Genomic DNA, 20,566 nt, shown 5'->3' with positions numbered 1-20,566 from the left:
GATGGGTCTTACGTGGTCTTGATCGCGTGACCGCCGAACTCGTTGCGCATCGCCGCCAGCAGGCGGTCGCTGAAGGAGTTCTTCTCGCGCGAGCGCAGGCGTTCGAGCAGTGACAGCGTGATCACCGGGGCCGGCACATCCAGATCGATCGCCTCGGCGACGGTCCAACGGCCTTCGCCGGAGTCCTCGACATACGGTGCGATGCCGTCCAGCTGCGGGTTGCGGCCCAGTGCGTCGGCACTGAGATCGAGCAGCCACGAACGCACCACGCTGCCGTGCTGCCAGGCCTTGGCCACCTGCGCCAGATCGAGGTTGAACCCGGTCTTGTGCTGCATCAACGCGAAGCCTTCCGCATAGGCCTGCATCATCCCGTACTCGATGCCGTTGTGGACCATCTTGCAGAAGTGCCCTGCCCCGCTCGGCCCCACATGCGCCCAGCCACGGTCCTCGCCCGGCGCCAGCGTGCGGAAGATCGCCCCGATCCGTTCGACCGCCGCCGTGTCACCGCCGATCATCAGGCTGTAGCCCTCCTGCAGGCCCCACACGCCGCCGCTGGTGCCGCAGTCGATATAGGTCACCTCCTCGCCCTGCAACTGTTCGCTGCGGCGCATGGAATCCTTGTAGTACGAGTTGCCGCCGTCGATCACCACATCGCCTTCGGACAGATGCGGCGAGAGTGACGCCAGGGTCTGGTCGACCACGCCGGCCGGCACCATCAGCCACACCACGCGCGGGACCGGCAGCGCGGCGAGCGTCTCGGCGATCGAGGCACTGACCTGGAACCCACGCGCGGCCGCCGCGCTGCGGGCGGCCTCACCCGGATCGACGCCGATCACGTGGTGGCCGCCCCGGTGCAGCCGCTCGGCCATGTTCGCACCCATGCGGCCCAGCCCGATCATTGCAATATCCATGAATCACCTTTGCTCAGTTGTCGTGTTGTCTTGCAGGAACGCTGGCGGCGGGGCATCGCACTGGCGAAGGCGTGCGTCGATCCAGCGCCGATACAGCGTGGTATGCAGGTTGTGCAGCCCCAGTTCGATCGCGAACGGTGTACGCGGATTGCGATCGAGCAGGCGTGCGATGTGGTACCCGATAGGACGTATACCCCGAGGATGCACGTAAATCAGGAACCCCTGGTAGAACGGATCGTCCAGCAAGGCATCCAGTTCCTTCAGCAGCGGTTGCTGCTCGGCCGGCACCTCGCGCCGCCAGATCGGGTCGCGCTCGATCAGCAGCCGCTCGAACCGGCGCGGCCCCGGGCCCGGCATGCGCTGGGCCAGCGCCCAGATACGCCGGTTGATCTGGTCGTAATAGGCGAATCCCGCGTGCTCGCGCAGCGCGCGTGCCGCCGCATCGCTGACATCGACCACCACGAAGTTCTCGGCCTGGTTGTTGATGTCGTCCAGGTACTTGCGCTCGAACACGTGCTCGATGAAGCCGGGCGTGCCGACGAACGCCTGCCGCCCGCGCAGGGCGGTCTTCTTCGCCTTGCCGTCGGCCAGGAACTCACCGGCGTGCCGGCCGAGCAGGATGCTGTCGGTCTCGTGCAGGGTCAGGAAGGTGCCGATGGAGAGCTCATCGGCCGAGAACTCGCGATCGAACGCCGCATCGCCGTACAGCTCGCGCTGGGTCGCCAGTTGCGCGACCTGGCGGCCGACCCCGCATTCGGCCCGCACGCGCCCTTCATAGAAGGTCTGCAGTGCCGCGCTGTTGGCCTCGGCCGGCTGATAGCCGCGACCGAAGCTGCGGAAGCGCTCCCAGCCCTTGGCCTGCGCGCCGCCGGCACCGAAGCCGATCCAGCCCAGCTGCAGTGCCGAAAAGCGGAAGCCGTCGTTGTCCTGCAGCGCGGTGGTGGCGCGGCGGGTAGCGGCGCCAAGCTGGAAGGCGTACGCGCAGACCGTGGCCGGGTCATCGAACAACGTGGGCAGCCAGGCCTGCCGCTGGTCCGCCGACCACTGGCGCGGCAGCTGCACACGCAGGTCGCCGGCGCTCTGGGCCTGGCGCAGATCGGCACGTTCGCAGACCGGACCACCGTGCACCTTGGGGGCGTCGATGTCGGCTGCAGCGATCTGCCAGCCAAGCTCCTCCAGCACGCCCTGCGCACAGGACGACGCGCTCCACGCGCTGCCCGCCGGGATCAGCCCCAGCAGGACCGCAAGCGCATGGCGGCGCCAGCGCCGCGATCCTGCTGCCATGGCCTGCCTCACCCCGCCCGCTCAGCGCAGGGAGGCCGGGGTATCGCTCACCACCGTGGCAGGCGTGGCCTCCACCGCCGCAGCCGGGGCTGTCGCGGGCGCCGCGGCCGGCGTGGGCTCGGGCACGGCCGCCGCGGGCAGATACTGCTGCAGGCGTTCGAAGAAGCGGCGGTAGAAGGTGGCGTCCTGCACGGTGCTGCTGGCCACTTTCACCAGCGAGTCGTCATTGCTGCCGAACGGCAGCGACACCGAGCCCAGCGCGCCCACGCCGACGCTGGCCGAGGTCGGGCTCTTCTTGAGCGCGTAGCGGTCCTGCACGGCACTGACGAATACCAGCGCCTGGTCGCCGCGCGGCGCAGAGGAGATGCGCAGCACCAGTTGCTCGTGCTCTTCATCCTTGGGCTGGAAGTTCTTGTTGCCCTCCACTGCGTCATCGCCGGCGCGGGCGATCGCGTAGCCCTGGCTGAGCAGGGTACGGCGTGCGGCCTCGCAGGCCTGGGCAGGCGGGCCGGGCACGGTGCGCGAATAGGTATCGCCGGAGTCGAAGGACTCCCGGATCAGCGTGCTGTCAGCGGCGCGGCCGCCACAGGCGGTCAAAGCGGCGAGCCCCGCCAGCAGCGGGATCGAACGTACACGACGAAAGCGCATGGCCGCTCCTGCGGAAATCCAGCCTCCAAGGATAGACCTGTGCACGTTGGCAGGAGGTGGATACGCTCAGGCCGCCCCGAAGGGCGGCCTGTGGAGTTGTCACCGGTTCAGCTGCGGCAGCCGTGGCGGTCAGTCCGCCCAGCGGCCCACACCGGTCGACTGCGGCAGCACCTGGGCCGACAGCGGGCGGTCGGCTTCCAGCAGGTTGACCGCATCGGCCAGGATCGCGGCCGACTCGCGCAGCAGCGGATCCGGACGCTTTTCGGCCGCCTTCTCACGGGCGGCATCCTTGACGATGTCGCGCTCGTTGCCGGTCAGGCCGTCGTCATTGCTGTCATCGGCCAGCGGATCCAGATCCAGACCCAGTTCCTTGCGGATGGCCTGGCGGTCGGTGCGCTGCTTGTCCTGCTTCTCACGCTCGGCGCGGCGCTCGGCCTCGTTGAGCGAGATGTACTTCTTGGCCTTCTCCGCGCGGAACTGCTCGACATCCTCGTTCCACCACTGGAATTCCTTGTCGGCAGCGATGCGCGTGTCGTGGCGGCTTTCCAGCTTGGGCAGCAGCGGGCCGAAGTTGCCGTACTGGGTGTGCGGCACGGCGGCGATGCGGGTCCACGGCAGCGCGTTGTCGTAGGTGCTTTCGCCGTACTCGCTGGCGTCCACGCTGGCCGGGAAGGCCAGATCGGGCACCACACCCTTGTGCTGGGTGCTGCTGCCGCTGACGCGGAAGAACTGGGCAATGGTCAGCTTGACCTGGCCGAAGCGCTGGGTCTCGCCACTCGGCCAACGGTCGAGGTCGACGATGTTCTGCACGGTGCCCTTGCCGAAGGTGGTCTCACCGATCACCAGGCCACGGCCGTAATCCTGGATGGCGCCGGCGAAGATTTCCGAGGCCGAGGCCGAGCCACGGTTGATCAGCACGGCCAGCGGGCCGTCCCACGCCACCACTTCGCTGCGGTCGCTGTTGACGGTGACGCGGCCACCGGACTCGCGCACCTGGACCACCGGGCCCTGTTCGATGAACAGACCGGTCAGTTCGATCGCTTCATCCAGCGAACCACCGCCGTTGTTGCGCAGGTCCAGCACCACGCCATCGAGTTTGTCGGCCTTGAAGCCGGCCAGCAGCTTGGCCACGTCGCGGGTCGCAGAGGCGTAGTCGGCGGCGTTGCGGCGGCGGCCTTCGAAATCCTGGTAGAAGGTCGGCAGCTTGATCACGCCCACCTTGCGCTCGGGCTCCCCATCCTTGGCCGGGATGGTCAGGGTCTCGCCCTTGGCGGCCTGTTCGGCCAGACGCACCTTCTGGCGGGTCAGCACCAGGGTGTGGTGCTTGCCGTCGACGCCCTCTTCGGCCGGAATGAATTCCAGGCGCACCTGGGTATCGCTCTTGCCGCGGATCTTGGCCACCACATCATCGATGCGCCAGCCGATCACGTCTTCCAGCGGACCGGACTTGCCCTGGCCCACGCCGACGATGCGGTCGCCCGGCTTCAGCGTGCCGTTGACGGCGGCCGGACCACCGGCGATGACCTCGCGGATCACCACCATGTCGTCCTGGCGCTGCAGCTGCGCGCCGATGCCTTCCAGCGACAGCGACATCGCCTGGTTGAAGTTCTCGGCGGTGCGCGGAGTGAAGTAATCGGTGTGCGGGTCCACCGCGCTGGTGTAGGCGTTGAGGAAGAACTGGAACACGTCCTCGCCCTTGAGCTCATTGACCGACTTTTCCAGCGTGGCGTAACGCTTGTCCAGCGTCTTGCGGATCTCGGCCGGCTGCTTGCCGGCCAGCTTCAGGCGCAGCCAGTCGTTCTTGACCGACTTGCGCCACAGATCGTCCAGCTCGGCGCTGCTCGCGGCCCACGGCACGTCCTTGCGGTCGTACTCGAACTTCTCATCGGTGCTGAAATCGAAATCCGTCTTGAGCAGCTTGCGCGCATAGCCGACACGCTCACCGACGCGCTGCTTGTAGACCGCGAACACCTGGAACGCCGGCTCCAGCTCGCCGCCGCGGATGGCGGTGGCGATGTTGGCCTCGAACGGGGCGAAGCGGGTGATGTCGGCCTGGGTGAAGAACTGCTTGCTGCTGTCGAGCGACTCCAGGTAGCGCTTGAAGACGTCCTTGGAGGTCGCGGCATCGAGTGCACGCGGCCGGTAGGCGTATCGGCTGTCCGAAAGCAGTCCGTAGACCAGCTTGGAGGTGGTCACCTGGTCGGCCGTGGCCGCCGAAGGCAGCGCGGGCGAATCGGCGTAGGCGGCCAGTGCCATCGGCGCGGTGAGCGCCAGGGCCATCAGGAATGCGGGGGCTTTGAATTTCATGGACTAGCTCGTGGCACCTTGCCAAGGGAGAGACTGCGTGCATTACAGACACCACGACAGTGCCGAAAGTTGCCGCGTTTGTCACCGGGGCCTTCAGCCTACCGAGGCCGTTGGAGAAATTTGTGAATACCGGGCAGAACGGCGGGCAGGCACAGGCCTGCGGCCATCCGCGGTTCAGGGCCGCGGCCGGGGAAAGACGGGAGGGATTGGCAGAACGGGCCCCGAAGGGCCCGCTGGATCAACCGGCGACGCCGGCGTCGGCCGCCTGGCGGTCGGCGTGGTAGGACGAGCGCACCATCGGCCCGGAGGCGACGTGGCTGAAGCCCAGCGCATTGCCGTACTCCTCCAGCGCCTTGTACTCCTCGGGGGTCCAGTAACGCAGCACCGGGTGGTGATGTGCGGTCGGCTGCAGGTACTGGCCGATCGTGATCATGTCCACGTCGTGCTCGCGCAGGTCGCGCAGCGTGGCCTGCACCTGCTCCAGGGTCTCGCCGAGGCCGAGCATGATGCCGGACTTGGTGGCGATCTCCGGGTGCTGGGCCTTGAACTTCTTGAGCAGGGTCAGGGACCACTGGTAGTCCGCGCCCGGGCGCACATTGCGGTACAGATCCGGCACGGTTTCGATGTTGTGGTTGAACACATCCGGCGGGTTGGTCGCCAGGATCTCCAGCGCGCGCTCCATGCGGCCCTTGCCGCGGAAGTCCGGGGTCAGCACTTCGATCTTGGTCTTGGGCGACTTGGCACGGATGGCACCGATGCAGTCGGCGAAGTGCTGGGCACCGCCGTCGCGGAGGTCATCGCGATCCACGCTGGTCACCACCACATACTTCAGGCCCATGTCGGCCACGGTCTGGGACAGGCTGGCCGGTTCATTGGCGTCCGGCGGCTTGGGCCGGCCGTGGGCGACGTCGCAGAACGAGCAACGGCGGGTGCAGACCTCACCGAGGATCATGAAGGTCGCGGTGCCGTGGCTGAAGCACTCGTGGATGTTGGGGCAGCTGGCTTCCTCGCAGACCGTGACCAGGCGGTTCTCACGCAGCTTGGCCTTGAGGTTCTGCACGGCGTTGCCGGAGGGAATCCGCACGCGGATCCACGACGGCTTGCGCAGCACCGGCACGTCGGCGAACTGCACCGGCGAGCGGCCGATCTTGTCACCGCCGATCTGTTTGACGCCCGTCTGCAACGGGGCGGCGGACGGCGTGTCGCCCTGCACAACCTGCAGGGGAATGAGGCGAGCGGTGGTTTCAGTCATGGCCTTGGTCGGCGGCGTTCACGCCGCGTCAGTCAAATCGGGTAGTTCAGCGGCCGGCTCGAGGTCCAGGCCGAACTGGCGGGCCAGATGGCCCAGCAGCACCGGCGTGACGGCCGCCATGCCGGACGGTCCCCCCAAGTCTACCACCGAGGTCACCTGCAGCCCTTGATAGCCACAGGGGTTGATCCGGCGGAACGGTTCCAGGTCCATGGCCACATTGAAGGACAGGCCATGGAAGGTGCAGCCGCGGCGGACGCGGATGCCGAGCGCGGCCACCTTGGCCCCGCCCACGTAGACCCCGGGCGCGCCCTCCAGGCGCTCGGCGCCGATGTTCCAGTCGCCCAGGGTGTCGATGATGGCCTGTTCGATGCGGCACACGTAGTCGCGCACCCCGATGCCCAGCCGCCGCAGCTGCAGCAGCGGATAGATCACCAGCTGGCCGGGGCCGTGGTAGGTCACCTGGCCGCCGCGGTCGACATGAAGAACCGGAATATCGCCGGGAGCGAGCACGTGCTCGTCCTTGCCCGCCTGGCCCAGGGTGAACACCGGGTCGTGCTCGACCACCCACAGTTCATCGCGGGTGGCATCGGTGCGGGCATCAGTGAAGCGCTGCATGGCGTGCCAGACCGGGGCGTAGGGCTGGCGGCCGAGGTCACGCACGATGGCCGGTTGCGGCGCCCGGTCGCCCGGGGCCGCGGCAGTGGCGCAGCTGGCTACAGCGTCCACTTCACTTCCGGGTGGTCGCGCAGCGCGTTGTGGGCGGCATCGTACTGTTCGCGGTTGTCGGCCTTGAACACCAGTCGCACGGATACGTACTTGCCGTTGGACGAGTGTTTCCAGCTGACCCGTTCGGTCAGTACTTCCAGCCCGGCGAGCTCGAGCAGGCGTGGCAGTTCGCGTTCCAGGTCGTTGCCGGCCGCGCCCATGGCGCTGAGTTCGAACTGGCCGGGGAACTGGAAGCCGTGGTCGGGGTTGTCAGACTTGATCTCCATGACCGGGATTATGGGGATGCCCGCGCCCGAACCCAAGCGCTGCTTGATCGTGCGCACAGCGGTACCGAACGGCACGTGAAAAGGCCTGTATCGCCACTGATACGCAGCAGTGCGTGCGCAGCGCTGTTCACGACATCACGCTCTGACTACGCTGTATCGGCTTAAGAAAGCATAAATCCCTGTCTGGTATCCCATGTCCTTCAAGCCTTTTGCGCTACCGGCCGCACTCGCCGGTGTCCTGGCCCTGGCCGCGCCTGCTGCCCACGCCGCCCCCCAATGCGGGCCCGATGCGATGCGCGAACACCCGCCGCAGATCAATGTCCGCGTTGACAACGACCTGTTCGGTGGCAAGGACCAGGATCAGGGCTATACCAACGGGGCCCAGATCACCTTCGTGTCGCCGAATCTGGTGGATTACACCGACGATCCCTGTCTGCCGCGCCTGGCGCGCTGGGTCAACAGCCACCTGGAGCGGCTGCACCCGGGCCAGTACGAGCAGCAGAACATGATCTTCAGCCTGGCCCAGGGCATCTTCACCCCAACCGATTTCACCCGGAAGGACCTGATCGAAGACGACCGGCCGTATGCGGGCGTGCTGATCGGCAGCTTCGGGTACAACGCACGCCGCGGCGACCGGCTGCAGACGACGCAGCTGGCGGTGGGCGTGGTGGGGCCGTGGGCGCTCGGCGAGGAGGTGCAGAACGCGGTGCACGAGCTGCTGGGCGACGAGAAATTCCAGGGCTGGGACAACCAGTTGCACAACGAGCCGGTGGTCATGCTGACGCACGAGCGGATGCGCCGGTGGCCGGCCGATGCCAGCGAGAATCTGGGCGGCTGGGGCTGGGATGCGATCAGCCATTACGGCGGCGCGGTGGGCAACCTGGCCACGCACGTCAATGCCGGTGGTGAAGTGCGCTTCGGCTGGAAGCTGCCGGACGATTTCGGCAGTACGCCGCTGCGCCCCGCCGGTGAGAACACGGCCCCGACGCGCGGTGGCAAGCCGAGCGGATGGTCGTGGCATCTGTTCGCCACGACCGATGCAGCGTGGGTGATCCGCGATATCACGCTGGACGGCAATACGTTCCGCAACAGCCACAGTGTCGACAAGCGGCATGTGGTCGGCCAGGCCGGGTACGGGCTGGCGGTGATGCGTGGGCGCTGGAAGTTCGCGCTGGCGCGCTACCACAGCACGCGCGAGTTCGATGGGCAGCGCGAGGCGCCGGTGTTCGGCAGCTTCACGATCAGCCGGTCGCTGTAACGCCAGAAATGAAAAGACCGGCTTTCGCCGGTCTTTTTTCTTAGTGCGGTCGAATCGGATTACTCCGATTCCCACCACATCCAGAAGCTGTCCCACAGGCGCTTGAAGAAGCCGGCTTCTTCCACGGCGGCCACGGCCACCAGCGGGGCCTGGGCGACGACCTGGTTGTCCAGCATCACCTTCAGGGTACCGACCTGCTGGCCGGCGGTGAACGGGGCTTCGAGGGTCTTGGGCACATCGATGCTCGGCTTGAGATCGTTGTAGCGGCCACGCGGGACGCTGACCAGCATCGGCTGGGCCACGCCCAGCTGCAGCGTGGCGGTCTTGCCCTTCCACACCTTGTGCTCGGCCACGACCTTGCCCGGCTCGTACATGCGGTGGGTTTCGAAGAAGCGGAAGCCCCAGTTGAGCAGCGCCAGGCTGTCATCGGCGCGCTGCTTTTCCGAGCCGCCACCGAGGACCACCGCCACGAGACGCTGGTCGCCGCGCTGGGCCGAGCTCATCAGGCAGTAGCCGGCTTCGGAGGTATGGCCGGTCTTGATGCCGTCCACGCTCTGGTCGCGCCACAGCAGCAGGTTGCGGTTGGGCTGGGTGATGTTGCCGACGGTGAATTCCTTCACCTTGTTGTAGGCGTAGGTTTCCGGGTAGTCACGCACCATCGCGCGACCCAGCAGCGCCAGGTCGTAGGCGGTGGTGTGGTGGCCCGGGGCGCTCAGGCCATGGGCGTTGACGAAGTGGGAATCCTTCATGCCGATCTTGGCGGCATAGCTGTTCATCAGCGAGGCGAAGGCCTCTTCGCTGCCGGCCACGTGTTCGGCCAAGGCGATCGCGGCATCGTTGCCGGACTGGATCGCCATGCCCTTTTCCATGTCTTCCAGGCGCGCGGTCTGGTTGACCGGGAAGCCGCTGTAGCTGCCGTCGGTGCCGGCGCCGCCCTCGCGCCAGGCGCGTTCGCTCATCATCACCTGGTCGTCGGTACGGACCTTGCCGTTCTTGACCTCGGCGGCCACGACATACGAGGTCATCACCTTGGTGATGCTGGCCGGGGCCAGTTGTTCGTGCACGTTTTCACCGGCCAGGACCTGCCCGGTGGCGTAATCCATCAGGATCCAGGCCTTGGAGACGCTGGGCTTCGGAGCCGGCGGCGTGGCCACGGTGGCCGGTGCGGCGGCGGCGGGAGCAGGCGCCGGTGCCGGGGTCGGCAAGGGGGTCTGGGCGGAAACCATGCCCACGAACAGGGTCGTGGCCATGGCAGCGGCGGCAAAGCGGAATTTCATCGGACAGCAAGCTCCTGGAGGGGCGCCAAGGGGTGGATGAGGGATAACGGGCATTGTAGGCCCAAGGAGCGGCGGCACGCGCTGGCGTGCCGCGGGCAGCGGAAGGCTCAGTCCTTCACGATCTGCGGCGCCCCGAAGCCCAGACCGGCAATCCGGCCGGCAAGTTCCGAGGCACTGGCGTGGTCGGGGGCCGGCACGCGCAGGCGCCACAGGGTGCGCCCGCCACTGACGATGTCACTGATGCTGGCCCCGGCGATACCCGCCGAGGACAACTGGCCAAGCGCGCGGGTGGCGTTGTCGCGGCTGGCGAAGCTGGCGACCTGCAGCAGCACGCTGCCGAGCACCTGCTGGGAGAGCGTCGCACTGGGCGCCGGTGCCGGGCGCGCTGCAGGTGCGGCGGCGGGCAAGGCGGCCACCGCGACCGGGGCGCTGTTGACGCTGGCGGCCTGGGTGGTGGCAGGCTTGCCGGTCGCCACGCGCACGCCGTTGTCGCGCATCCAGTGATCGAAGTTGTCGGCGTTGCCCGGCTTGGCCGAGTCGGCCACGCGGTAGCGGTACTGCTCGCCGGCCGGCTTGGCGGCGGCGGCGGGCGTGGCCGTGGCGGCCGGCAGCTTGCCGACCAGGGCATCCATATCGCTGGCGCGGCGTGCCGCGGCAGCGCTGGCCGTGGTGGCGGCTGCCGCAGCGGCGGCGACCTCGCGGCGCTCGCGGCGGCTGGGCTTGTCGGCCAGCAGGTTGTCATCCCCCGGGGCCAGCGCGCGTACTTCAACGTTGCCGGTGCCACGCTGGGTGATGCCCAGGCGCACGGCGGCGGCATAACTGAGGTCGACCACGCGGCCATCGTGGAACGGGCCGCGATCGTTGACCCGCACGATCACCGATTCGCCGTTGTCCAGGTTGGTGACCCGGGCGAAGCTCGGCAGCGGCAGCGTCTTGTGCGCGGCGGTGAAGGCGTACATGTCGTACACCTCGCGGTTGGAGGTCAGGCGGCCGTGGAACTTGGCGCCGTAGTACGAGGCGGTGCCCTTCTCGGCATAGCCGCGGGTCTTGTCCATCACCTGGTATTGCTTGCCCAGCACCACATACGGCGATTTGTTGCCGATCGGCGAGCGCGGCAGATCGACCACGTCCGGCTCGGGGATGCAGGCCACGTTCGGGATGTAGGTGGGGGTGCTGTCATTCACGCCGGGCTTGTACAGGCCGCCGGCGCGGTAGTCACCGCGCGTGCTCGGATCTTCCGCGGCCGCCTTGTAGGGCGACCCGTCAGGACAATGCGCCGGGCGTCCGCCCTTGCCCTGCACCACCGCGCCGGACGGTTTGCTGCTGCTGGCGGTGCTGCCACCCGGTTTCTTCGGCGCACTGCTGCAGGCGGCCAGTGCCAGTATCAACAGACCCGGGATCAGCCATCTGGAGCGTGCGATCGTGTTCATGCCGGCGGCAACTCCTGTCCGGCGATGGCCTGGGACAACTGGTACACGGCCATCGCGTACATTTTCGAGAGGTTGTAGCGGGTAATGGCGTAGTAATTCTGGAAGCCCAGCCAGTACTGCTTGCCGGTGCTGCCTTCCAGCGTGATCGGGGTCGCGGTCAAGCCGGCCGCGACCGGGACGCTGGGCTGGTAACCGCGCTGGGCCAACTGGGACAAGGTCCAGGTCGGCGCCCATTCGGTCGGATTGAATTCTTCACGACCGGCCTGCAGCCTGGCCGGCACGGCAACCGGGCCACCGCGCACCCAACCGCCCTTCTTGACGAAGTAATTGGCGATCGAGGAGAAGACGTCGTCGTAGCTGTTGAACAGATCGCGACGGCCATCGCCGTTGCCATCCACCGCATAGTCCAGATAGCTGGACGGCATGAACTGGCCCATGCCCATCGCGCCGGCGTAGCTGCCCTTGATCGCAGTGATGTCGAGCTTCTCGTCGCGGGTCAGCGCGAACAGGCGCGCCAACTCGTCGCGGAAGAACAGCTCACGGCGCACTTCGCGCTCCAGCTTGGCCGGATCGCCGCTGCGCGGGTACTTGAAGGCCAGCGTGTACAGCGCATCGAGCACACGGTAATTACCGGTATTGCCGCCGTAGCTGGTTTCCACGCCGATGATCGCCACGATCACTTCGGCCGGCACGCCGGTGCGCTGCTGCACGCGCATCAGCTCTTCGCGGTGCTGGGCGAGGAATTTCTTTCCCCCCTCGATCCGCGCCTGGCTGATGAACATCGGCCGGTATTCGTTCCACGGTTTGACCCGCTCGGCCGGGCGCGACATCGCGGCGATGATCGGATCACGGATCTGTGCCTGGGCCAGGGTTGCCTGGATCTGCGCGGCGGGAATCCCGTAGCGGGCGGCGGTGTCACGCACGAAGTTGGCGCGGGCCACCTCGAAGGGCACTGGGGTCAGATCGACCGGGGCAGCATTGGCACCGGCGGCTTCGGGGGCGGCTTCGGCGGGCCCCTTGTTGCCGGCGGCCGGCGTAACCGGGACACCCGAGGCCTGCGGCGTCGGTGAAGGAGTCTGCGGCTGGGTCGCACAAGCGACCAAACCGAGCGTGAGCATGCAGGCCAGGGAGCGTCGAATCATCGCGGCAGGTTAGCAGGTCATGGATGAATTAAAACCCCTAAGGCCATGAATCTCAACGGATTGCCTGAGTTTCTTTGCGACCGTTAAGCCCGCGTGTAGAGAGGCCCTGCCTCCCCTGCCCATTCATGGTCTGACGAAGGTGCCGTCGCCGTCTCGAACGCGCGGCGATGCGGCAAGGCGCATGGCTGGCTCACCGCAGCCGCCCGGCGAAGGGCCATCGAGCAACGCACGTCTCACTTTTGAGAAAGACGCAGAACGCACAAGAGGTCCGCCGGTTGCGTCCCCATCCCCGCAGACGCAACCGGCCAAACCGGACCCGATCGGCAGCGGCGCGGCGCGCATCTCCCCAGCGCGTGCCTCGCCCCTCTGCCTGTTGGGTCAACTACTCCCCGCCAGACTCCCCCTCCGCGATGCTTGGCTCAGCGCGTCGTTGTTGGCGGGCCGCCATTGTGCAGGCCGTTTACGACAAGTCCATTGATCGAGATCAAGTCACTTCATATCTGTGCGCCACTTCTCACTTTTATCTCCGCGCGTTGACAACGTTTGCACCTGAAACCGTTTTCGTGTGCTTGGGGTGCGCAATCGCGGCCGCACCGGCAACTCACGTCGCGTGCACCGGCTGATGCTGGCGCGCCGCCATCACCAGCCCGAAGCTGGCCAGCAGTGAGACCGCCGAGGTGCCGCCATAACTGATCAGCGGCATCGGCACGCCGACCACCGGCAACAGGCCGGAGATCATGCCGCCGTTGACCAGCACATAGACGAAGAACACCAGGCCGGTGGTGCCCACCAGCAGGCGCGAGTAACCACAACGCGACTGGCTGGCGATCCACAGGCAGCGCGCAGTGACGAACAGGAACAGGCTGAGCACCGCCGCCACGCCGACCCAGCCGAACTCCTCGGCCAGCACCGAGAAGGCGAAATCCGTGGTGTATTCGGGCAGGAAATCCAGCGTGGCCTGGGTGCCCTGCCCCCAGCCTTTGCCATGCAGGCCGCCCGAGCCGATCGCGATCTTGGACTGGATGATGTTCCAGCCGGTGCCCAGCGGATCGTTCTCCGGATACAGGAAGGTCAGCACGCGATCCTTCTGGTATTGCCGCAGCAGGCCGAACCAGGCCAGCGGCGCGGCCACCGACAACCCCCCCAGCGCGACGGCCATCCACCACCAGCGCAGGCCGGCCAGCAACAGCGCGAATACCCCGCTGGCGGTCACCAGCGTGGCCGTGCCCAGGTTGGGCTGCAGCAGGATCAGCACCGCCGGGCCGCCGATCAGCAACGCGGCGGTCAGCACCGCGCGCGGCCGTGGTGGCAACGGCTGCTTGTGCAGGTACCAGGCCATCATCATCGGCAGGCTGAGCTTGAGCAGCTCGGAAGGTTGCAGGTAGAACACGCCCAGGTTCAACCAGCGCTGGCCGTACTTGCCGGTGCCGACCACATACACGGCCAGCAGTGGCAGCAAGGACAAGGTGTAGATCCAGGGCGACCACGCGCGCAGCGTCACCACCGGCAGCCGCGACAGTCCCCACAGCGCGGCAAGCCCGGCGCCGTAGCGCATCGCCTGCGCATGCACGGGCCCGTCCACGCTGTGCAGGACGGCCAGGCCGGCCACCATCAGCAGGCACAGCGCGCCCACCAGGGGCAGATCCAGGGTGCGGAAAAAGAAATGGAACACGGCGCGTGCGCGCTGCAGTAGTTCGACCATGCGGACGACTCCTGTGGATGACGCGACGCACAGCAGGAGGCGACACGGCGAACAGAAAGCGGACCCGCTAGGCGGGCCGGCGCGAGCGCAGGACCGTAACACGCGCGGGCGAGGCAATCCTTAGCCGATACGTACCGCCGGGCCACGGCGCACGCATCGCGTGCGCTCAGCCGTAGCCGCCGTGTACCGGATTGTGGCGACGCACCGCCATCACCAGCCCGAAGCCGGCCAACAGCGAGACCGCCGAGGTACCGCCGTAACTGATCAACGGCATCGGCACGCCGACCACCGGCAGCAGGCCGGAAATCATGCCGCCGTTGACCAGCACGTAGACGAAGAACGCCAGCCCGGTCGCGCCGGCTAGCAGCCGCGAATAGGTATCGCGCGACTGCGAGGCGATCCACAGGCAACGCCCGATCACCACCAGGTACAGTGCCAGCACAATCGCCACGCCGATCCACCCGAACTCCTCGCTGAGCACGGAGAAGGCGAAGTCGGTGGTCTGCTCGGGAATGAAGTTCAGGTGCGACTGCGAGCCCTGCCCCCAGCCCTTGCCATCGAAGCCACCCGAGCCGATCGCGATCTTGGACTGGATGATGTTCCAGCCCGCGCCGAGCGCGTCGCTTTCCGGATCCATGAACATCATGATGCGGTCCTTCTGGTACGGCCGCAGCAGCCAGAACCAGGCCACCGGCGCGGCCGCGGCCACACCGCCGACCGCCACGCCTACCCACCACCAGGGCAGGCCGGCCAGCAGCAGCACGAACGCGCCGCTGGCAGCGATCAGCACACCGGTGCCGAAATCCGGCTGCAGCATCACCAGCCCGGTCGGCACGCCGATGATCACCGCACTGGTCAGCACGGTGGAGAAGCGCGGCGGCAGCGGCATGCGATGCAGATACCAGGCCACCATCATCGGCAGGCTGACCTTGAGCAGCTCGGCCGGCTGCAGGTAGAACACTTTCAGATCCAGCCACTGGCGGCCGTACTTGCCGGTGCCCAGCACGAACACGGCCAGCAACGGGATCATCGAGACTGCGTAGATCAGCGGCGTGGCCGAACGGATGCGCAGGATCGAGATCCGCGAAATCGCCCACATCGCGCCCAGGCCAACCGCGAAGCGCGCCCCCTGGGCGAACACCAGGCCGTCGCCTCCGGCGCTCTTGAGTACGGCCAGGCCCATCAGCATCAGCGCGGCCAGGGCCAGGCACAGCACCCAGTCCAGCGAGCTGCTGAAGCGGACGGCCATGTCGACCGCCCAGCGCAGGAAGACCTTCATCGTGGCCGCTCCGGTGCGGTCGGGGGTGGAGTGGCACTGGGGACGGGTGCAGCGGGGTCCGGCGCGGGCGCAGGCGCAGGCAGGCCCACCACCACCGGCATCAACTCCAGCGCAGCCACGGCGGCATCGCCCGCCTCGCGCACGGCGCCATCGCCGCCATCGAAGGCGGTGATGCCGATCGCGGTGGTACCGCGCTCGCTGTCCAGCGGCTCCAGGCCGTCGGGCATCTTGCCCAGCAGCCAGGCATCGAAAATCTTGCGTGCGATCGGTGCAGCGGCCGAGCCACCGTAACCGCCGCCTTCGACCGCGATCGCCACGGCGATCACCGGATGGTCGGCCGGCGCGAAACCCACGAACAGCGCGCGATGGCGCAGATGCAGCGGCAGGCTGCGCGGATTGACCGCCGCCGTACCGCGCCGGCTGATCACCTGTGCGGTACCGGTCTTGCCCGCCATCACGTACGGCGCGCCCGCGGCTGCCCGCGCGCCGCTGCCGCCCGGCTGCATGGTGCCCATCATGCCCTCGCGCACCGCCTGCAGATTGCCCGGCGTAGGGCTGATCGGCTTGCTCTCGCCCGGCGGCGTCGCCGTCCAGTCGGCATCGAAACCGGCGCGCTGCTGCATCACCAGGTGCGGCTGGCGCAGCTGGCCATCGGCGATGCCCGCCACGCCATGCACCAGCTGCAGCGGGGTGACCTTCCAGTCGCCCTGGCCGATGCTGACATTGACCGTATCACCGGGATACCAGCGCTCTTTGCGTGCCTTGAACTTGGCCGCCGGCGAGGGCAGGATGCCGCCGATCTCGCCGGTCAGATCGATGCCGGTCGGTGCGCCGAACCCGTAGTAGCCCATGTAGTGGTCGAAGCGATCGATGCCCAGATCCAGCGCCAGCCTGTAGTAGTACGTGTTGACCGACTGGGTGATCGACTTGCGCAGATCGGTCCAGCCATGGCCGCCACGGTTGGCATCGCCCCAGCCGCGCGAGGTGCCCGGCAGATAGAACATGCCGGTGGACAGGATCTTGTCTTCGGGCTTGCGCACGCCACTGTCCAGGCCGGCCAGGCCGATCAGCGGCTTGATCGTCGAACCCGGCGCGACGCCACCCAGGACCAGGCGGTTGAACTGCGGCCGCGAGGGATTGTCGTTGAGCGCCTTGAAATCGGCATGCGAGATGCCGTTGACGAACAGGTTGGGGTCGTAGGACGGCAGGCTGACCATCGCCAGCACTTCGCCGGTGCGCGGGTCCATCGCCACCGCCGCACCTTCGAACTCGCCGAAGGCGGCGACCATCGCGCGCTGCAGATCGGCATCGATGGACAGCCGCAGATCGCTGCCCGACTGCGCCGCGACCCGGCCGATGGTGCGGATCGCGCGGCCCTGCACGTTGGTTTCGACCTGCTCGTAGCCGACCTTGCCGCGCAGCTGCTGCTCGTAATAGCGCTCCAGCCCGGACTTGCCGATATGGGTCAGCGCGGCATTGCCCTCGCCCAGCATCTCCAGATCCTTGTCATCGACCCGGCCGACGTAGCCGATGATGTGCGCGAACAGATCGCCGTACGGGTAGCGACGGGTCAGGTACGGCTCCAGCTCCACGCCGGGGAAGCGCCAGCGGTCCACCGCGAAGCGCGCCATCTCCTCATCGGTGACACGCAGCTTCAGTGTGACCGGCAGGAAACTGCGACGTGCCTTGCGCGACTTGTTGAAGGTCTCGATGTCTTCCGGGCTCAGCGCGAGGATCTTGGACAGGCCCGCCAGCGTGGCGTCCATGTCCTTGACCTTGTCCGGGGTGATATCCAGGCGGAACGCCGGCACGTTTTCGGCCAGCAGCCGGCCGTTGCGGTCGTAGATCATCCCGCGCCCCGGCACCACCGGCCGCGGCTTGATCCGGTTGGCCTCCGAGCGCGTGGCGTAGATGTCGTGGTCCATCACCTGCAGCTTGAAGTACCACCCTCCCAGGCCGAACAGGCATACCAGTACACCGAGGAAGCCCAGCGCGGCACGGCGCCGGAACTGTTCTGCCTCGGCATGCGGATTCTTGGCCTGGCGGCGCATGTACATGTCAGCGCCCGCGTCGCCCGAAACGCAGCGCATCCAGCAGCACGAACACCAGCGGCCACAGCGCCATGCCCAGCAGCGGGGCCCACCAGTACGACCACGGCAGGGTCGGCTCGCCGACCACGATGTGCACCACCGCGCTGACGATGCGGTCGTTGAACAGCAGGCCGCCGATCGCCAGAATCTGCTGGGACATCGGGAAGAAGCGGATCCGCGCGCGGAAGCGCTGCAGGATGAAGGTCAGGATCACCAGCCGCAGCGCCTGCTCGCCGAGCACGCCGCCGTAGAGCAGATCGGCGATCACGCCGCTGGCGAAGGCGATGCCCAGCCCGACCCGATCCGGTGTTTCGATCACCCAGTAGGCCAGCACCAGTGCCAGCCAGTAAGGACGCAGCGGCTGCAGCAGCGCCGGAAGCGGCAACAGGCCCAGCAGCAGCGCCACGACCAGACTCACCGGCAGCACCCAGGGTTTGTCGCGCAGGCGGCTCATCGTTGTTCCTCCGGCGGCGCGGCGCCGGTTTCAGGCGCGGGCGCAGGCGAGGCTGCGGGGCGACGCGGAGTCACCGGTACCGGCGCGGATGGACCGGGCCGGTTGGCCTGCGGTGCATTGGCGGGCGCCGTCGCAGGTGCCGTGGAGGCCGGGGATGAACCCGCCGGGGTGGCACTGGCCGGCGCTGCGGTGCCTGCCGGCGCGCCGGCCTGCAGCGGCAGCGCGGCCGGGCCGCCGGCTTCGCCCGCATCACGGCGCAGGTTCGGCGGAATGCGGATCGCCTCGCCCGGGCGCAGCAGCAGCACATCGCGGCCACGGTCGAGCTGGGCGGCCGGCTTCAGCACACCGACCAGGAAGGCGTGGGTGTCATCCGGGCGCAGCGCGGTGATGCTGCCGACCGGGAAGCCGGCCGGGAAGCGCCCGCCCAACCCCGAGGTGACGATCTCATCGCCCACTTCCACCCCGGCACTGAGCGGAATGTCGCGCAGTTCCAGGGTGTCGCCGCGGCCGTAGACGATCAGGCGCACGCCGTTGCGGGCCACGGTGACGGGCACGGCATGGTCGGGATCGGTGAGCAGCAGGACGGTCGCGCTGTTGCCGGTGGTGGCGATCACCTGGCCCATCAGGCCACCGGCATCGATCACCGCCTGGCCGACATGCACGCCATCGCGGGTGCCGGCCGCCAGCACCAGGCGCTGGCGCACCGGGTCCAGGTCGATATCCAGGATCGGCGCGAGCTGCACATCCAGGCCACTGCGCTCGGCCACGTTGAGCAGTTCGCGCAGCTGGGCGTTGTCCAGCGCGGCGGTCTGCAGGCGGGTCAGGCGCGCATTGGCGATCAGCAACTGGTTGCGCAGCTCGCGGTTCTCGGTGACGAGCTGGCCGTGGCTGGCCGCGTTGTCCTTGACCTGGGTGCCGAGCCGTCCCGGCAGACCGGCCAATGCCCATACCGGCTGCACCAGCACGTTGGCCTGCGCGCGCAGGCGCGACAGCCAGCCGGCCTGGTCATCAAGCACGATCAGGGTGATGGCCAACGCCAGGTAAGCGAGCAGGCGCAGCGGACTGGCGGCATCGCCCTGGCGGGAGGCTACGGGAGGACCGGCGTAAGGCGGCACAGGCGTCGACTGGAAATAGTGTGGATGAAGCGCGCGGAACAAGAGCGCAGCGGGAACAGCATGCGACAACGCCCCGGCGAGGTGACGCCCGGCAAGCGAAGCTTGCTGGAGGCATCACGCCGCAGAGGCGCGTCTACGATACACGGCCGGTACGGCTTACTCCGGCGCAAAGAACTCGTTGCCGTGCATGTCCACCAGCTCCAGCGCACGACCACCACCGCGGGCCACGCAGGTCAGCGGGTCATCGGCCACCTGCACGTGCAGGCCGGTCTCCTCGGAGATCAGGCGGTCCATGTCACGCAGCAGGGCGCCACCACCGGTCAGCACGATGCCGCGCTCGGCGACGTCGGCGCACAGTTCCGGCGGGGTCTGCTCCAGCGCCAGCTTGACCGCGCTGACGATGCCCGAGAGCGGCTCATGCAGGGCTTCAAGCACTTCGTTGGAGTTGATCTTGATCATCTTCGGCACGCCCTCGGCGAGGTTGCGGCCGGAGATTTCCATCTCGATCACTTCCGCCTGCGGGTAGGCGCAGCCCAGCTCGACCTTGATCCGCTCGGCGGTCGCTTCACCGATCAGCATGCCGTGGTTGCGGCGCACGTAGTTGGTGATCGATTCGTCGAAGCGGTCGCCGCCGATACGCACGGAGGCCGAGTAGACGATGCCGTTGAGCGAGATCACCGCCACTTCGGTGGTGCCGCCGCCGATGTCGATGACCATCGAGCCGCGCGCTTCGGTGACCGGCATGCCGGCGCCGATCGCAGCGGCCATGGGCTCTTCGATCAGGAACACATCACGCGCACCGGCCTCCTCGGCCGATTCCTTGATCGCGCGGCGCTCGACCTGGGTCGAGCCGGCCGGCACGCAGACCAGCACGCGCGGGCTCGGGCGCAGGAAGCGCGACTTGTGGACCTTCTTGATGAAGTGCTTGAGCATCGCCTCGGTGTAGGTGAAGTCGGCGATGACGCCATCCTTCATCGGGCGGATGGTGGTGATATGGCCCGGGGTACGGCCGAGCATCTGCTTGGCCTCGGCGCCCACGGCAGCCACGGAACGGGTACCACCGATGGCACGGTCCTGGCGCACGGCCACGACCGACGGCTCGTTCAGCACGATCCCCTGCCCACGCACGTAGATGAGGGTGTTGGCCGTGCCCAGGTCGATGGACAGGTCATTGGAGAACATGCCACGCAGTTTCTTGAACATCTGGGAGTTGATCCTGAGGGGTGTCGCGCCCAACGCGGGATGGCGAAAAAATGGGCAGAATTCGAGGCCGACAAGCCTAGCAATCCCCCTGTGCGCGAGCAAGGACAAATCTGGCCGAAAGCCAGCCTTCACGGCCATTCAGGCCAATCCGGACAGCCCGGGTTCTGGCCCAAAGCCGCCCTACCCGTTAACCTTTGCGCCGCAGGGCGCCGCAGGGCGCCG

At 67.7% G+C, this 20,566-nt stretch carries 17 protein-coding genes; 1 reads left to right on the top strand and 16 read right to left on the bottom strand.

All coding sequences use genetic code 11. The annotated features are described in order from the left end of the window. Positions 1–8: 8 nt before the first annotated feature. From gnd to QMX81_RS08475, 7 genes are all read right to left on the bottom strand, one after another. Positions 9–911, bottom strand: coding sequence for a phosphogluconate dehydrogenase (NAD(+)-dependent, decarboxylating) (gene gnd / locus QMX81_RS08505; RefSeq protein ID WP_282260549.1), 903 nt, complete (start codon positions 909–911; stop codon positions 9–11). Positions 912–914: 3 nt separating this feature from the next. Then, positions 915–2,195, bottom strand: coding sequence for a hypothetical protein (locus tag QMX81_RS08500; RefSeq protein ID WP_282260547.1), 1,281 nt, complete (start codon positions 2,193–2,195; stop codon positions 915–917). A 21-nt stretch (positions 2,196–2,216) separates the two neighbouring features. Beyond that, positions 2,217–2,843, bottom strand: coding sequence for a DUF2242 domain-containing protein (locus tag QMX81_RS08495; protein ID WP_282260546.1), 627 nt, complete (start codon positions 2,841–2,843; stop codon positions 2,217–2,219). Positions 2,844–2,972: 129 nt separating this feature from the next. Beyond that, entirely contained in the window at positions 2,973–5,150 is a 2,178-nt protein-coding gene (locus QMX81_RS08490; protein ID WP_121039882.1) for a carboxy terminal-processing peptidase, read from the bottom strand. Between the two features lie 238 nt (positions 5,151–5,388). After that, positions 5,389–6,402, bottom strand: a complete 1,014-nt coding sequence (lipA, locus tag QMX81_RS08485) for a lipoyl synthase (protein WP_121039885.1) — start codon at positions 6,400–6,402, stop codon at positions 5,389–5,391. Positions 6,403–6,420: 18 nt separating this feature from the next. Continuing rightward, positions 6,421–7,128 carry a lipoyl(octanoyl) transferase LipB gene (lipB, locus tag QMX81_RS08480; RefSeq protein ID WP_121039888.1) on the bottom strand — a complete coding sequence of 236 codons (708 nt, stop codon included), beginning with the start codon at positions 7,126–7,128 and terminating at the stop codon, positions 6,421–6,423. Continuing rightward, complete coding sequence (locus QMX81_RS08475; RefSeq protein WP_121041243.1) at positions 7,116–7,394, bottom strand: DUF493 family protein; 279 nt, start codon at positions 7,392–7,394, stop codon at positions 7,116–7,118. The genes lipB and QMX81_RS08475 overlap by 13 nt, the downstream gene beginning before the upstream one ends. Before the next feature lie 193 nt (positions 7,395–7,587). Here QMX81_RS08475 and QMX81_RS08470 point away from each other — a divergent pair, with 193 nt between their 5' ends. Next, entirely contained in the window at positions 7,588–8,652 is a 1,065-nt protein-coding gene (locus QMX81_RS08470; protein WP_282260538.1) for a lipid A deacylase LpxR family protein, read from the top strand. Positions 8,653–8,711: 59 nt separating this feature from the next. On the opposite strand, the gene QMX81_RS08465 is transcribed toward QMX81_RS08470, so the two are convergent. The 9 genes from QMX81_RS08465 to QMX81_RS08425 all read right to left on the bottom strand — a co-directional run bounded on the left by QMX81_RS08465 (position 8,712) and on the right by QMX81_RS08425 (position 20,344). Then, positions 8,712–9,929, bottom strand: coding sequence for a D-alanyl-D-alanine carboxypeptidase family protein (locus QMX81_RS08465; RefSeq protein WP_152152282.1), 1,218 nt, complete (start codon positions 9,927–9,929; stop codon positions 8,712–8,714). Positions 9,930–10,036: 107 nt separating this feature from the next. Further along, positions 10,037–11,359 carry a septal ring lytic transglycosylase RlpA family protein gene (locus tag QMX81_RS08460; RefSeq protein WP_121039898.1) on the bottom strand — a complete coding sequence of 441 codons (1,323 nt, stop codon included), beginning with the start codon at positions 11,357–11,359 and terminating at the stop codon, positions 10,037–10,039. Continuing rightward, the gene (gene mltB, locus QMX81_RS08455) at positions 11,356–12,501 is read right to left on the bottom strand and encodes a lytic murein transglycosylase B (protein ID WP_282260531.1); all 1,146 of its coding nucleotides are present in this window, start codon (positions 12,499–12,501) and stop codon (positions 11,356–11,358) included. The genes QMX81_RS08460 and mltB overlap by 4 nt, the downstream gene beginning before the upstream one ends. Before the next feature lie 601 nt (positions 12,502–13,102). Next, a complete protein-coding gene (gene rodA / locus QMX81_RS08450; RefSeq protein ID WP_282260528.1) occupies positions 13,103–14,203 on the bottom strand; it encodes a rod shape-determining protein RodA in 1,101 nt (366 codons plus the stop codon). 166 nt (positions 14,204–14,369) lie between these two features. Next, positions 14,370–15,482 carry a rod shape-determining protein RodA gene (gene rodA, locus QMX81_RS08445; protein ID WP_121039906.1) on the bottom strand — a complete coding sequence of 371 codons (1,113 nt, stop codon included), beginning with the start codon at positions 15,480–15,482 and terminating at the stop codon, positions 14,370–14,372. Beyond that, positions 15,479–17,539 carry a penicillin-binding protein 2 gene (mrdA, locus tag QMX81_RS08440; RefSeq protein ID WP_121039909.1) on the bottom strand — a complete coding sequence of 687 codons (2,061 nt, stop codon included), beginning with the start codon at positions 17,537–17,539 and terminating at the stop codon, positions 15,479–15,481. The genes rodA (QMX81_RS08445) and mrdA overlap by 4 nt, the downstream gene beginning before the upstream one ends. A gap of 1 nt (position 17,540) precedes the next feature. Next, complete coding sequence (gene mreD / locus QMX81_RS08435) at positions 17,541–18,026, bottom strand: rod shape-determining protein MreD (RefSeq protein WP_019186042.1); 486 nt, start codon at positions 18,024–18,026, stop codon at positions 17,541–17,543. After that, positions 18,023–19,141: a rod shape-determining protein MreC gene (gene mreC, locus QMX81_RS08430; RefSeq protein ID WP_282260521.1), complete on the bottom strand. Its 1,119-nt coding sequence runs from the start codon at positions 19,139–19,141 to the stop codon at positions 18,023–18,025. Before mreC ends, mreD begins: the two co-directional genes overlap by 4 nt. A 156-nt stretch (positions 19,142–19,297) precedes the next feature. Continuing rightward, entirely contained in the window at positions 19,298–20,344 is a 1,047-nt protein-coding gene (locus tag QMX81_RS08425; protein ID WP_019186044.1) for a rod shape-determining protein, read from the bottom strand. Positions 20,345–20,566 lie beyond the last annotated feature (222 nt).

The organism is Stenotrophomonas sp. PS02301, assembly GCF_029959485.1.
Taxonomy (GTDB): domain Bacteria; phylum Pseudomonadota; class Gammaproteobacteria; order Xanthomonadales; family Xanthomonadaceae; genus Stenotrophomonas; species Stenotrophomonas maltophilia_Z.
Note: the sequence above shows the minus strand (reverse complement) of the source record. Positions and strands in the feature narration are given on the sequence as shown.

What these genes read in the sequence shown, in the direction of transcription:
- QMX81_RS08490 (WP_121039882.1), bottom strand. Translation starts at nt 5,150, where the DNA reads ATGAAATTCAAAGCCCCCGCATTCCTGATGGCCCTGGCGCTCACCGCG.
- rodA (WP_282260528.1), bottom strand. Translation starts at nt 14,203, where the DNA reads ATGGTCGAACTACTGCAGCGCGCACGCGCCGTGTTCCATTTCTTTTTC.
- mltB (WP_282260531.1), bottom strand. Translation starts at nt 12,501, where the DNA reads ATGATTCGACGCTCCCTGGCCTGCATGCTCACGCTCGGTTTGGTCGCT.
- QMX81_RS08500 (WP_282260547.1), bottom strand. Translation starts at nt 2,195, where the DNA reads ATGGCAGCAGGATCGCGGCGCTGGCGCCGCCATGCGCTTGCGGTCCTG.
- mrdA (WP_121039909.1), bottom strand. Translation starts at nt 17,539, where the DNA reads ATGTACATGCGCCGCCAGGCCAAGAATCCGCATGCCGAGGCAGAACAG.
- rodA (WP_121039906.1), bottom strand. Translation starts at nt 15,482, where the DNA reads ATGAAGGTCTTCCTGCGCTGGGCGGTCGACATGGCCGTCCGCTTCAGC.
- QMX81_RS08460 (WP_121039898.1), bottom strand. Translation starts at nt 11,359, where the DNA reads ATGAACACGATCGCACGCTCCAGATGGCTGATCCCGGGTCTGTTGATA.
- lipA (WP_121039885.1), bottom strand. Translation starts at nt 6,402, where the DNA reads ATGACTGAAACCACCGCTCGCCTCATTCCCCTGCAGGTTGTGCAGGGC.
- QMX81_RS08475 (WP_121041243.1), bottom strand. Translation starts at nt 7,394, where the DNA reads ATGGAGATCAAGTCTGACAACCCCGACCACGGCTTCCAGTTCCCCGGC.
- QMX81_RS08495 (WP_282260546.1), bottom strand. Translation starts at nt 2,843, where the DNA reads ATGCGCTTTCGTCGTGTACGTTCGATCCCGCTGCTGGCGGGGCTCGCC.
- QMX81_RS08470 (WP_282260538.1), top strand. Translation starts at nt 7,588, where the DNA reads ATGTCCTTCAAGCCTTTTGCGCTACCGGCCGCACTCGCCGGTGTCCTG.
- mreD (WP_019186042.1), bottom strand. Translation starts at nt 18,026, where the DNA reads ATGAGCCGCCTGCGCGACAAACCCTGGGTGCTGCCGGTGAGTCTGGTC.
- QMX81_RS08465 (WP_152152282.1), bottom strand. Translation starts at nt 9,929, where the DNA reads ATGAAATTCCGCTTTGCCGCCGCTGCCATGGCCACGACCCTGTTCGTG.
- QMX81_RS08425 (WP_019186044.1), bottom strand. Translation starts at nt 20,344, where the DNA reads ATGTTCAAGAAACTGCGTGGCATGTTCTCCAATGACCTGTCCATCGAC.
- gnd (WP_282260549.1), bottom strand. Translation starts at nt 911, where the DNA reads ATGGATATTGCAATGATCGGGCTGGGCCGCATGGGTGCGAACATGGCC.